12 protein-coding genes are annotated in these 12,870 nt (G+C 55.0%); 3 read left to right on the forward strand and 9 right to left on the reverse strand.

Features of this window, described 5'->3' with window-relative positions; genetic code table 11:
• Positions 1-3: 3 nt before the first annotated feature.
• The 5 genes from ABMA60_RS00515 to ABMA60_RS00535 all read right to left on the reverse strand — a co-directional run bounded on the left by ABMA60_RS00515 (position 4) and on the right by ABMA60_RS00535 (position 5,927).
• A complete protein-coding gene (locus ABMA60_RS00515) occupies positions 4-1,656 on the reverse strand; it encodes a methyl-accepting chemotaxis protein (RefSeq protein ID WP_392797329.1) in 1,653 nt (550 codons plus the stop codon).
• Between the two features lie 93 nt (positions 1,657-1,749).
• Complete coding sequence (locus tag ABMA60_RS00520) at positions 1,750-4,029, reverse strand: chemotaxis protein CheA (protein WP_392797331.1); 2,280 nt, start codon at positions 4,027-4,029, stop codon at positions 1,750-1,752.
• Between the two features lie 12 nt (positions 4,030-4,041).
• Entirely contained in the window at positions 4,042-4,365 is a 324-nt protein-coding gene (locus tag ABMA60_RS00525) for a lipid asymmetry maintenance protein MlaB (RefSeq protein WP_392797334.1), read from the reverse strand.
• Positions 4,366-4,380: 15 nt separating this feature from the next.
• Positions 4,381-4,746 (reverse strand): response regulator, encoded by a 366-nt coding sequence (locus ABMA60_RS00530; protein WP_392797336.1) that lies wholly within the window; start codon positions 4,744-4,746, stop codon positions 4,381-4,383.
• A gap of 11 nt (positions 4,747-4,757) precedes the next feature.
• Positions 4,758-5,927, reverse strand: a complete 1,170-nt coding sequence (locus ABMA60_RS00535) for a methyl-accepting chemotaxis protein (protein WP_392797338.1) — start codon at positions 5,925-5,927, stop codon at positions 4,758-4,760.
• Between the two features lie 277 nt (positions 5,928-6,204).
• Here ABMA60_RS00535 and ABMA60_RS00540 point away from each other — a divergent pair, with 277 nt between their 5' ends.
• Complete coding sequence (locus ABMA60_RS00540; protein WP_392797340.1) at positions 6,205-6,987, forward strand: ParA family protein; 783 nt, start codon at positions 6,205-6,207, stop codon at positions 6,985-6,987.
• Between the two features lie 195 nt (positions 6,988-7,182).
• The gene (locus tag ABMA60_RS00545) at positions 7,183-7,938 is read left to right on the forward strand and encodes an SDR family NAD(P)-dependent oxidoreductase (RefSeq protein ID WP_392797342.1); all 756 of its coding nucleotides are present in this window, start codon (positions 7,183-7,185) and stop codon (positions 7,936-7,938) included.
• Positions 7,939-7,983: 45 nt separating this feature from the next.
• Here ABMA60_RS00545 and ABMA60_RS00550 read toward each other — a convergent pair whose 3' ends face one another.
• The gene (locus ABMA60_RS00550) at positions 7,984-8,601 is read right to left on the reverse strand and encodes a cation transporter (protein ID WP_392797344.1); all 618 of its coding nucleotides are present in this window, start codon (positions 8,599-8,601) and stop codon (positions 7,984-7,986) included.
• 84 nt (positions 8,602-8,685) lie between these two features.
• On the opposite strand from ABMA60_RS00550, the gene ABMA60_RS00555 reads away from it, so the two are divergent.
• A complete protein-coding gene (locus tag ABMA60_RS00555; protein WP_392797346.1) occupies positions 8,686-9,132 on the forward strand; it encodes a helix-turn-helix domain-containing protein in 447 nt (148 codons plus the stop codon).
• Between the two features lie 12 nt (positions 9,133-9,144).
• On the opposite strand, the gene ABMA60_RS00560 is transcribed toward ABMA60_RS00555, so the two are convergent.
• The 3 genes from ABMA60_RS00560 to ABMA60_RS00570 form a co-directional block, all read right to left on the reverse strand.
• Entirely contained in the window at positions 9,145-10,110 is a 966-nt protein-coding gene (locus ABMA60_RS00560) for a phytanoyl-CoA dioxygenase family protein (RefSeq protein WP_392797348.1), read from the reverse strand.
• A 257-nt stretch (positions 10,111-10,367) separates the two neighbouring features.
• Positions 10,368-10,967 carry an exonuclease domain-containing protein gene (locus ABMA60_RS00565; RefSeq protein WP_392797350.1) on the reverse strand — a complete coding sequence of 200 codons (600 nt, stop codon included), beginning with the start codon at positions 10,965-10,967 and terminating at the stop codon, positions 10,368-10,370.
• Positions 10,960-12,831, reverse strand: coding sequence for a DUF294 nucleotidyltransferase-like domain-containing protein (locus tag ABMA60_RS00570; protein ID WP_392797352.1), 1,872 nt, complete (start codon positions 12,829-12,831; stop codon positions 10,960-10,962). Before ABMA60_RS00570 ends, ABMA60_RS00565 begins: the two co-directional genes overlap by 8 nt.
• Positions 12,832-12,870 lie beyond the last annotated feature (39 nt).

A 12,870-nucleotide genomic window follows, 5' to 3' on the forward strand; every position in this document is an offset into this window, starting at 1 on the left:
CTCCTAGAACCGGACGTAATTGGACTCATCAACATCGTCCTTGGGCGCCTTCGGTGCAGAGCGTTGGCTGGTTTTGGCAACGGCCGGAGCAGAACGCTGGCGGTTACCAGCGTCGCGTTTTTTATCGGTCGAATCTGCTTCGCCCTCATCGGCTTGTTCGGCAATGCGGAAGAAGGTCATCAGGTTTTGCAGTTGCTCAGCCTGACTGCTCATTTCTTCAGCCGTGGCGGCCAGTTCTTCCGATGAGGAAGCACTCTGTTGCGTCACGCTGTTGAGCTGTTCCATGGCGTCGTTGATCTGCAGGGCACCGGTGCTTTGCTCTTCCGACGCAGCGCTGATTTCCTGAACCAGATCGGAGGTTTTCTGAATTGACGGCACAATTTCATCCAGCAACTGACCGGCACGTTCAGCCAATTCAACACTGCTGCCAGCCACTTCACTGATTTCCTGAGCGGCTACCTGGCTGCGTTCGGCCAGCTTACGAACCTCAGCAGCCACCACGGCAAAACCTTTGCCATGATCACCGGCACGCGCCGCTTCAATGGCCGCATTCAAGGCCAACAAATTGGTCTGATAGGCGATGTCATCGATGATGCCAATTTTCTCGGCAATGGACTTCATCGCCGACACCGTTTCGCTGACCGCCTTGCCACCTTCTTCAGCTTCGCGCGCGGCTTTGGAAGCCATATCGTCGGTCACCCGGGCGTTCTCAGTATTCTGACGAATAGAGGCCGACATCTCTTCAATTGAAGACGTCGCTTCTTCAACGCTGGAGGCCTGTTCGCTGGAGCCCTGGCTCAGGCTTTGAGCGGTGGATGACACCTCTTCCGAGGCTGACGCCAGCGACTCAGCCGAACCGCTGACATCGGCGATAATCTGGCGCAGCTTCTGAACCATGATGCGCATACCGGCCAACAACTGACCCACTTCGTCTTTGGATTCATAGTTCAATACGACGGTCAGATCACCATCGGCCAACTGATCCATCGCATCACGGGCACGAGCAACCGGCACGGTAATACCCCGGGTGATCACCCAGGCCAGCGTCACCGACATCAACACCGCTATGATCGACAAAGTCAGCATAATAACCAGCGCCGTGCTGTAAGACTCAGCGGCATCGACTTCGTCCTCGTTCAGCAAACGATCCTGATGCGCCAGCATTTCCGTCAGCACATCGTCATAGGGCGTATAGGCATCACGTAACGGACCGGTCAGCTGTTCGATGGCGGCATTTTCATCCAGCCGTTGCGTCATCAAATTAATGAAAATATCCATCTCGCGATAATACGCATCTCGGGCACGCTGAATATTATCCAGCAACCTCAGACCATTATCTGAGACAACACGGCTCTTCATCTCATCGTACATAGCCGTAGATGATTGCTGAAGGTCGCGCATCTCAGCAGCAATTTCGCGACGCTCAGCAAGACTCAGGAAGGGCATCAAGCGCAGGTTACGAATCATCGCATTGGTATTGGTCAGCATGCCATTGGCATTGACTGTATTGGCGTAGCGATCGTTGGCAATGGAATCCAACTCTTCATGTATCTGTGCCATATAGTGCATACCCATATAGGCTATAACGCACAGCAGCACCGTCAGTACACCAAACCCGAGCCCGAGTTTGACGCCTATTCTTAAGTTCTTGAGCATAAGAACATCCTCTAATTAGGTGACCGGTTTCAACTGAATCCGGATCTCTATTTCTTCCCTGAACTCATCTTCCATTGCTATCAAATTGCTTGTTTAAACTTTCTGATAACGACCCGTGACTGTTTGATATTCCCGGGTCGCTACGCGAGAAATTAACGACATCACATCGACGATCAACGCCACACCACCATTACCCATGATGGTTGATCCACTGATCCCCGACAGATGATTGAAAATCGGCCCCAACGGTTTGATAACGGTCTGGAATTCACCGTGCAGACGATCAACCACCAAACCCACTTTCTGGCTTCCTGAACGCACCACAACAATGTTTTCACGTTCATCATGATCGCTGTCGATACCGAATAAATCGTGCAACGAAATATAGGGCAGCACTTCATCGCGCAAGTTGACATAGCGCCGATTCGATTCGACGTGAATCTGGGAACGATCCAGCTCCACACATTCCAAAATGGTTTCCAGCGGAATAACAAAATAAGAACCGCCAACCTGCACCAGAAAACCATCAATAATGGCCAGCGTCAGCGGCATATGAATGCGGAAAACTGAACCGGCGCCAGGCTCGCTTTCAACCTGAATACGGCCGCCGAGCTCTTCAATATTGCTGCGCACTACATCCATGCCGACACCACGACCGGAAACGTTGGTGACTTTATCGGCCGTCGAAAAACCCGCTTCAAAGATCAGACCGTAAAGATCGCTGTCGTCCAGTTGCTGGGAATCCTGAATCAGCCCTTTCTCAATCGCCTTGGCGCGAATCTTCTGCGCATTCAAACCACCGCCATCGTCTGACACTTCGATAACGATGCTGCCAGAATCATGATAGGCATTCAGGCGAACCGTGCCTTCTGCCGGCTTGCCCGCTGCCAGTCGCTGCGCTTCCGGCTCAATGCCGTGATCGATGGAATTGCGCACCAAATGCATCAGCGGATCATTGATTTTTTCGACGACGGTTTTGTCCAGTTCGGTATCGCCACCTTCCAGACGCAACTGAATACGTTTGTTCAGTTCGATGGACAGATCACGGACCACACGCTTAAAACGCTCAAAGGTGTTACCGATCGGCACCATGCGCAGACGCAGTGCCGATTCGCGGACTTCTTCGACCAGGCTGGTGAGATTACCGATCGACTCCATCACGTTGGCATCGCCGCTGTCGCGCGCACTCAAAGACGCACCTGCGCCCATGGTGACCAATTCACCCACCAGGTTAATCAGTTCGTCGAGCCGGCGGGCATCCACCCGGATCGATTGCTGCTCACCACGCGCTTTTTCTCGCGCTTCGGTCTGTTTTTGCACCGCTGCTTCAACCACCGGCTGCGCAGCATGACCCTGCTCAACCAGCATCTCACCCAAGGGTGGCGCACTGCCGGCCTGTTCAGTGGCGGCTTGCTGCGCGGCCAGGGTCGCATCCAGTTCGCGTTGCGTCAGCGAACCGCAGGCCACCAGAATTTCACCCAGCCGGCGTTCGCCTTCGGGTGATTCTTTGATTAAACGGATGTAATCGGACAACAAACTCTTCGGTGGCAGGATGCGAATCTGACTGTCTTCCCAGACAAATTCGAACACATCCTCCAATGCCTCTTTACTGGCATCGCTGTACAAACTGACTTCAAAACTCAGGTACAGATGCTCGGCATCAAAGTCGTCGGCAGGCGGTAAATTCGTGTCGATCACCGCGACGCTTTCGATCTCACCCAACTTCTGCAAATAGCGCAGGAACGACAACGGATCCATACCATCGCGCAGCGAATCCGGTCCGAAGCGCAGTGATAAATGCCAGCGCGGTGTTTGCGCACGGACGGCATCGTCGCCCTCACCGAAAAAGCCAATCAGATAATGATCAAAAGGATCGCCGCTCATCGAATCATCACGGTGCTGATCATGGCTAGATGGGTCGGCTGTTTCAGTGTCGCTGGTGGAAGGCTGGACGGGTTCGGCAGCGTCTGGCTGCAAACCGGCCGCCTGTTTCAAATCCAGGTGGGCCTGTTCGCACTGAGCTTGCAGTTCGGCACTGGCTTCACTGTTGCCGTCAGCGGCCACGGTTTCGACAAACTCAGCCATACAATCGCGGCATTTGAACAGCGCGCTGATCAGTTGGCTGCTGATGGCGACGCTGCCGGCACGCATCGAATCCAGAACGTTTTCAACCACGTGCGTAAAGCTGACGATTTCATCGAGCCCAAATAATCCGGCTGAACCCTTGATGGTGTGAGCCGCCCGAAAGATGGCATTGAGATGCTCGGCAGTGTCGCCGTCGCCGGTCTCCAGCGCCAATAAACCCTGGTCGATGTCGACCAACAGTTCCCGGCTCTCTTCGATGTAGGTTTGCAGCGCCGAATCCAGACTCACAATGGATGCTCCTTAGCTCGCTTGCGACTGGCCGGACAACACCAGCGGATCATTAAAAGTACCCGCCAGATTCATCAGCTCAATCACATCGATAACCACCTGGCTGTGGTTGATAAAGGCCACACGGGTGCCTTTGGGCGGATGCTTTTTCAGCAACACCAATAACTGCAATCCCGCCGTATCGAGCTCTTCAACCTGGCTTAAATCCACCTCAACGCTGGGCGCAGCCTGGACGGCTTCCAACAAAGGTGCCTTCATTTCTGCGGCAGAATAGATAGTCATTTCGCCGGTAATCGAAACGTGACTAACGCCATCAACCAGCTGATAAGACACCATGATGCCTGCCTCCAGTTAACTGATCAGTTTGCTGACCGCACCGATCAATTGTTGCGGCTGGAACGGTTTAACAACCCAGGCTTTAGCACCTGCTGCTTTACCTTCTGCCTTCATTCCTTCTTGTGATTCAGTGGTCAGCATAATCACCGGTGTGAATTTGTAATTCGGCAATTTTTTCAATTCCTTGAGAAAGGTAATGCCATCCATATTGGGCATATTGACGTCGCTGATAACCAGATTAATGCGCTTACCATCGAGTTTTTTAAGAGCGTCCTGACCATCGCTGGCTTCTATCGTTTCGTACCCTTCATCCTGCAAAGCAGTGCACACTACTTGCCGCAATGATGCCGAGTCGTCGACCACCAGAATTGTTTTGCTCATACTGCTGTCTCCTAAAAAAAGGTGATATCACCGTCATCGGTAGTGGATTTTTGTTTCGCCGAACCATCGTGATTATCACGCTGCTCAAACATCGCATAACCATCGGCCATGCGTTCAAGCCAGCGGTCGACGTCTAACTCCTGCAATACTGCCTCCTCGTCCAGGCGCAGCAGATGCTCTTCCATATCGGTTATGGTGCGATTGACTTGGGTCAGAATCTGACTGGTCCGATCCTGGAACTGCAAATCCAGTAATACCTGGTCAATATCGTGTCGGGTACGATCGGCTTCATGGCGCAGTTGCTCCGCCGACTCATCCATCTCTTTGGCCATCGACGATAAAGACGTTAGTACGCCAGAGAGTTCTTGCTGCGCCTGTGCCTGGGCTTCTTCCTCGGCTTGCACCAGGGTTTCAGCCAGGGTGAACGTCTCGTTGATATCGCTATTAGCGGCGTTCACCTTGACCGACATACTTTCAGCGGTTTCGCGCGAGCGTTGCGCCAACTTTCTGACCTCATCGGCGACCACCGCAAAGCCACGGCCTGCCTCACCGGCACGAGCCGATTCAATGGCCGCATTCAACGCCAATAAATTCGTTTGTTCGGCAATGCCGACAACCTCGCTGGCCAGGTCACTCAGGTCACGGGTATAGGCCGTCAATGAACGCACGCCCTCGCGAATTTCGCTGCGCGTATGCTGTGTGGATTTCAGTCCTTCCATAACGCGCGCCAGTTCCTCCTGGCTGTTATTGAAGACCTGAGCCACGGAAGTATTACTGCTGGAATGCTGACTGCTAGCAGTGCTTTCACGCAGCCGGCGCGCCAGGCCACTGAAGGTTTGAGAAAGTCCTTGCACCGCCGATTCAGTTTGCTGCTCAGCGGTTCCGATATGACGTTTCCACAGAGGTAATGACGCCAGGATGGCAGCGATGGCGACGGCATTTTTGTCATCGACCGAGGACAATGGCTCTGCAGCAATCGCCGGTTCGGCCAGCGCAGCAGGTTTATAAAGCAGAGCTAGAATCAAGCAGAGAACAGCGACAATCGCCAGGCCGATCATCCAACTGAGTGGAGCCCCCATCAGGCTCAACATGACGATACCGATAACGGCTGGAAGGGCCACTATCAGTTTACCGAGCGCCCAAACCCCATGACCCTGAGTCAATTTATCCGTTAGTATCATTACGCTGCCTTGGAATAAAATCTAAGGAAAACAATGAGTTAAAACTGAGGCATCCTTGTCGGGCTGCCAAACGTCAACAACCAAACATGTCGGTTTGTAACAAGACAGCTTCTGTTTATATCGGCAAGCGTAGCAGATTGTTTAAAATCCGATTGACCACCGTTGCAACGGTCGGTTCCAAAACCGGGCAAGCTCACAGCCATGTGCTATTACTAAAGATTAGCCCAATTCTGCGGCTATAAAGCCAACAACCTATTCAGAGAAAGGAACCAGCCCCATGGTCATATGGTCCGTGGCGAACCAAAAAGGGGGGGTCGGCAAAACCACCACCGTTGTCAGCCTTGGCGCCTTGCTCGCCGAGCAGGGCAAGCGCGTCTTATTGCTCGATCTGGACCCCCAAGGCAGCCTGACCAGCTATTTCAAAGACGACCCGGAGTCACCACAGCCGGGCAGTTATCATCTGTTTCAGCCAGCCGAAACGCGGCCGCACCCGGTCAGCCTGCTGGTTGAAACCGGTCTGCCCAATCTAACCTTGATTCCCGGCCGCACCGCTCTGGCGACGTTGGAGAAAAACCTCACCCGCCAGGCCGGCATGGGCCAGACCATCAGCCAGGCGCTGAAGCTGTTGAGCAACGATTTCGACCATGTGCTGATCGACACCCCGCCGCTGATCGGCCTGTTGTTAATCAATGCCCTGGCCGCGGCTCACCGCCTGATTATTCCGGTCCAGACCGACCCCATGGCACTGTCGAGCCTGCAAGGTATGACGGCGACGCTGAACCGCTTGCGCTCATCGATTCACCGGCCGCTGCCCGACACCCTGGTGCCAACGCTCTACGACCCACGCACCCGTTCCTCGCAGTTGTGTTTGCAGAATCTTAAAAAAGAATACGCCGACCGCCTGTGGCCAGAACCCATACCGGTCGACACCGGCTTTCGCGATGCCGCTCGCCTGGGTGTGCCCCTAGGTGACCGCAATGCCGATAGTCCGGGTTGGTTGGCTTATGGTCGTTTGCTGAATTCGCTGTTGCAGGAAGATCGTGAACAGCTGAGTGCTTAATGATTTAAATCGTTCAACCTTTAAAAAAGCGAACCGCTCTGGTTCGCTTTTTTTGTATCTGCTGAGCGCCAAGCGGGAATCCTGTCGCGATAGTTATTTACAAAAAGTGATATAACCCAGGAACGCACGACGCGAAGGATGCCTAAGGATAGCGGCGAGCGTAACGGACTCATCTGCGCAAAAGGAGAAAACCCCATGTCAGCAATCCAGCAAGTCGCTGTTATAACCGGCGCCGCCAGTGGCCTGGGCCAGGCCGTCGCCTTGAAACTGGCCGACCAGGGCAAGCGCCTGGTGTTGGTCGATATCAATGCCGACGCCGGCCAGGCCACTCAAGCCCAATTGGAGAAACTCGGCGTTGAGGTGCTCTTTGTACACGCCGATGTCAGTCAGGCCGAGCAGGTAAAGCACTACGTCGATGTCGCTGTGGAACGCTTTGGCCGCATCGATCTGTTTTTCAATAACGCGGGTATTTCCGGGCCGGGTACGGCCTTTGTCGACAACAGCATCGAGCAAATCGATGAGGTACTGAACATCAACCTGCGCGGCGCGCTCTATGGTTTGAAATACGTACTCGAAGTGATGCTCAAGCAAGGCGGCGGCAACATCGTCAATATGGCGTCGTCGGCTGGTTTGGTCGGCATCGAAGGCGTCGGTACTTATTCGGCCACCAAACACGGCATCGCCGGCATCACCAAAACCATCGCTGTGGAAAACGCTAAAGACGGCATCCGCATCAACGCCGTCGCCCCGGGCGCCACCGATACACCGCTCATCAAAGCCTATCGCCAGGCGCACCCTGACATCGTTGCGCGCAACGAAGCGTCCATTCCGCAGCAACGCTTTGGTACACCCGAGGAGGTCGCCGAACTGGTGTGTTTTCTATTCAGCGATTTGGCGCCGCATATTCATGGCGTCATTGTGCCGATTGATGGTGGCTTTACGGCGCAATAAAGCGATGCCTGACACCAGGCTGAGCTGCAGCTAACTTCGACGGCGTCATCGAGCGGCGACAAAACCTTCTTGCCAGGCTTGCCGCAGTATCTGCAACGCCGAGCGCAGGAAGAGCGTCGCCATTAACGCAGCCACCAGCAGATCCGGCCAAGCGCTGTGGGTGAAGCCGACGGCAATGGCCGCAGCAATCACGGCCAGGTTGCCAATGGCGTCGTTGCGACTGCACAGCCAGACCGAGCGGACATTGGCATCACCGTCGCGATAACGCATTAACAGCGCTACGCTGATCAGGTTCGCCGCCAGGGCAAGCACGCCGATAAAGCCCATGGTCGTGGCATGGGGCACGCCCAAGACTGTCACCTGATAGAGGGTGTAACCGAGCACCCAGATGCCCATCAGCGCCAGACTGACGCCTTTGATCATGGCGACCCTGGTGCGGCTGCGCAACGAACGGCCGATGACCACGAGGCTCAGACCATAGGTCAGGCTATCACCGAGAAAATCCAGAGCATCGGCCTGCAAGGCCTGCGAACCGGCCAAGGCACCCGCCAACATTTCCACACCGAACATGAGCGCATTGATGGCAATGATCACCCACAAAACGCGTCGATACGCCTTGGATTGGCCATCAAAACCGAGGTTCTGACCACAACAATCGCTCACCTTTATCCCCTTGCTTTGAGCTTGGACAGGCGACACCCTAATACCTAAAGCCACTTTAGCTTCAAGCACGAAAGGACAATAAGGATGGATTACAGCATCGGCCAGGTGGCCAAGCAGCTTGGCTGCAACGTCCAGACCATTCGTTATTACGAGCAGATCGGACTGATCCAGGCGCCGCAACGCACCGCGGGTCAGCAGCGCCGTTACCGCAGTGCCGATCTGGATCGGCTGATGTTTGTGCGCCACGCGCGCGAACTGGGGTTTTCACTCGACGCCATTCGCGCCTTATTACGGCTGTCCAATCACGTCGATGAACCTTGTCATCAGGCGGACCAAATCGCCGCCGAACAATTAGCCGAGGTGCGTTCACGCATCGCCCGGCTAAAAGCATTGGAAGAAGAGTTAGTCGCCATGGTCAGCCACGGCGCTCATGGCACCGTAGCCAACTGCAAGGTGATCGAGGTGCTCAGTGACCATGCCTTGTGCCTGCACGATCAACACGCAACACCCAGCTCACCAGGCGCATCCTAAACCCAGCACTTCCTAGCCACTGTGCGCAAAGCTGTCTGCTAACGACTGACTGCGTTGCTGTTCGGTTGTGGATGGCAATCGTTGCAACGGTTCCACCTTGCCACGGGCCGCAGCAAAGTCGGGTCTCGGCCGATTGCCACAGAAGGGTTCAACCATTTGGTTTTCGATCGAGTTATAAACAAAGAACAAATTACGTCTTGGCCAGGGCGATAAATTATTTGCCGAGGCGTGCAGTAAATTGCTTTCAAATAAAATAACCGAACCGGCTGGTCCCTGCGGTGCGACCAAGCCTTTTTCTTCGCTAAGCCGATGCAACACATCGGTCGTTGGCACCCCAATGGTTTGGTTTTTCAACGACGATTTCCAGTTCTGCTGCGGCGTTTTGCCACCGGTCGGCACGAACCAGCGATGCGAACCAGGGATCAACATCAGCGGTCCATTAAACTGGTTATTTTCACTGAGCAAAATCGACAAACTGAAACAACGCGGCCGTGGCATGCCGTCTTCGCAGTGCCAGGTTTCAAAGTCGGAATGCCAGTTAAAACCGGTGCCGGTAAAACCGGGTTTGTCGTTGATACGCGACTGATGGATATAGACTTCGCTGCCGAGAATCTGATGCGCCATATCCAACAGGCGCGGATCGCGCGTTAGCCGGTCGAAGCGTTGCGACAATTTATGAATCGCAAAGATGGAGCGAATTTCATCGGCATAGGGCTCGATAATAACCTGGTCTTTTTCCTTCAGCTCAGCGTCCTTGTCGTAGTCTTTCAGGTCGTCGACAAAACCCTGCATTTCCTGCGCGGAAAAGAACGATTCAAAAAATATAAAACCCTTGTCATCGTAGTCGCGTAACTGAGCTTCGCTGAGCGGCCCGTCACGACGTGCTGACCCTTGGGTATAGACCACAGGGTCATGACGCTCGAACGGTTCCGGTCGCTGTTCGAGACGAGTCGGATAAGTGTCCTGTGCTTCACGCATATCAATCTCTCCCTTGACGAGTGACAGTTCAATTCGATGATTTTTTCGAGTTTGAGGTGATTAACAGCATCACCTTTCGGTGCCGACATGGCGTCGGTCGAACGCGCAATTAAGCGGTATTTGAAGAGCCAGAACGCAACATCGGGCGATACTGCCTGGCCAGGCTGGGCACAGCGATACTCAATCGCCCAACGGCTTTCTGTGTGAGGCTGTCAGAGTTACTTTCAAGGGTTCGGGTAGCCGACCCGATCACAGAATCAGCGATAAGCGCGCAATAATTCTTTGTACGTGGCGTCCTTGCCCAGGCGCGAACGAATCTGCGCCAGCAACAATTCCGCCGTCCCCAGTGCATCGCTCAAGGCGTGATGCGAACGATAAATTGGCAAGCCATAACGGCGACGACAGGCGGTCAGCGTTAAATCGCGATAGCCGGGCGGCACATCGCGTGGCAAGCGTTTGTGCTCGAACGCCAGGGTGTCGAGCATGGTGGGTTTGGGCCAGTGCAATTGAAAACGACGACACTGTTCTTTCAGAAAACCGCTGTCCAAAGGGGCGTGATGAAACACCCAAATATCCTCAGCGTGCTGTTGCAGGGATTGTTCTAACCAGCTGGATAATTGCTCGCCGCTTTCGCGTTGCTGGTCAGTAATATGATGCAAATGAGCGCTGCCCATAACATCGTCACCCATGATGGCGCTTTGCTGAAACAAACAATGACCGGCTTGCTCAAGGCGGATTTCCCCGCCTTCAATGCTCACCCAGCCGGCGCTCAGCACATGATCTTCGGCCGGGTCCAGACCGGTCAGTTCCAGATCCAAAACCCAGAAGCGTCGTTGATACCACAGCGGCTTAGCCATATTGGCCTCGGGCATAACGCTGCAGCGCCGTCTGCTGTACCTGACCGATGGCACCGAAGGCGTCTTTGAGGTGAGCGCGCATCAGCGGACTGAGAGCATCCGGGTCGAGAAAACTGGTCGGCGTTTCATCGCGGCGCACCGCTTCACTTTGTTCTTCAATGCGCAGCGCTGCGATTAAATGCCAGGCTTCGATCAGGCTGTGGGCCAGATCGGCTTCGAGCAAACCCGCCTCCAAGGCCGCCTGCAAACGCGCTGTGGTGCTGACCGCGCTGATGCCACCAGCCAGCGCATAGATGCGCGCCAGATCGTTGATTAACGCGACGCCACGATGTTTTAAATCGAGCGCGTCTTCGTGCGCGCCGCCACTTTCCACCACAAAGCGACGAAAGAAACCCAGCGGCGGTCGGTTGCGAACCGCTGTCTGAGTCAGTAACGCCAAAAACAAATCGGCTTTGGGTGTGCGCGCCAACAAAGCGCGGTGAATGGGGATCAGCAAATCGGCGTCCCCATCAATGACGCGAACATCAAAAAAGATGGTGCTGTGCAACAAGGCTTTGGGCGTGGCTTCGTCAATCCAGCGGGTGAATTGTTGTTGCCAGCCGTCTACGGATAACCGCCATTTGGGATTGCTCGCCATGATGTCGCCCGGACACAACACATAGCCGCAGCGCGCCAAGGCCGGGCACACCCAGTCGGCCAGGTGACGAAAATAATCGGCTTCGGGTTCGTTGGGTTCACGTTCGAGTATCAGAGCGTTGTCCTGATCGGAAGCAAAGGTCTGGTCCATGCGCGCCTGGGAGCCAAACGCCAGCCAGGCGAATTTCATCGGCGCCTCGCCCAATTCTTCCTGCGCCAGGGCTATGCAGCGCTGCACAAAGGCATCGCCAATGGCCGCCAATACCCGACCCATTTCCACCGGGCTGATTTCCGCCTGCACCCAGTTGTGAATCAGCGCCGGCACGCGATGGCGCAATTCGGCCAAGGCGTCGAGGTTGGTCTGGCGTTGAATATCGTCGATTAAAAACAGCGGCGAAACCTGCTGGGCGCGCACCAGATCGGTGGCGGTAATCATGCCGACCAGACGCTCGCCGTCCATAACCGGCAGGTGATGAATGCGATGCTGACTCATCATTTTTTGCGCATCAAACAGGGGTGCGCTGGCGCTGACAGTGACCGGATCGGTGGTGGCAATATCGGCCACCGGGCGACTCAAATCCAGACCTTCGGCGACGGCGCGATTGCGAATATCGCGGTCGGTAACGATGCCGCCCAGAACGTCACCATCGAGCAACATCAAGGACGACACACGCTGGTCACGCATCAGCCGGGCGGCATCCTGGATGCTGGTGGTGGGCGCGCAGGCAACCGGCGCGGCCGCAGTGGTGACATCGCGCACGCTCTGCGTTAATTGCAGCTCCAGACGCGGCCGGTTTTGGCGATTGTGCGCCAGCCGATTCAACCGCTGCCGCTGGCTGCTGACCTGCTGAAAAAAACTACCCACCGGTTCATAACTGGCACTCAAGGCCTTAACTGCTTCGGCGCTGAGTTTGTAGACCAGCGCATCTTCAATCGGAAATACCGTCAGGCCTTCGGGGTTGCCGGTGAGCAAAGTATTGAGACCGAATAAATCGTGCTCGCCAAGGCGGTCGAGTAATTCGCCATCGGCGGTGCGTAATTCGAAAGCGCCGGTGCGGATGATGTACAGCGTTGGCGCCAGCGCCAGGGGTTCGTTAACGTGACGCGGAATGTAATCGACACTCAGACGTTGCGCGACGTCCAATCGATCGTCCGCAGGCAGCGCCGAAAACGGCAAAGTTTCGGCGAGAAAATCGACCACATCTTTGAGATCGTCGGCATTGGTCATAACGGCCTCCTATACGCTGTTTCAGCATAGCACTGCGAG

The sequence above is a fragment of the Saccharospirillum sp. HFRX-2 genome, assembly GCF_043196805.1.
Lineage (GTDB): Bacteria > Pseudomonadota > Gammaproteobacteria > Pseudomonadales > Natronospirillaceae > Saccharospirillum.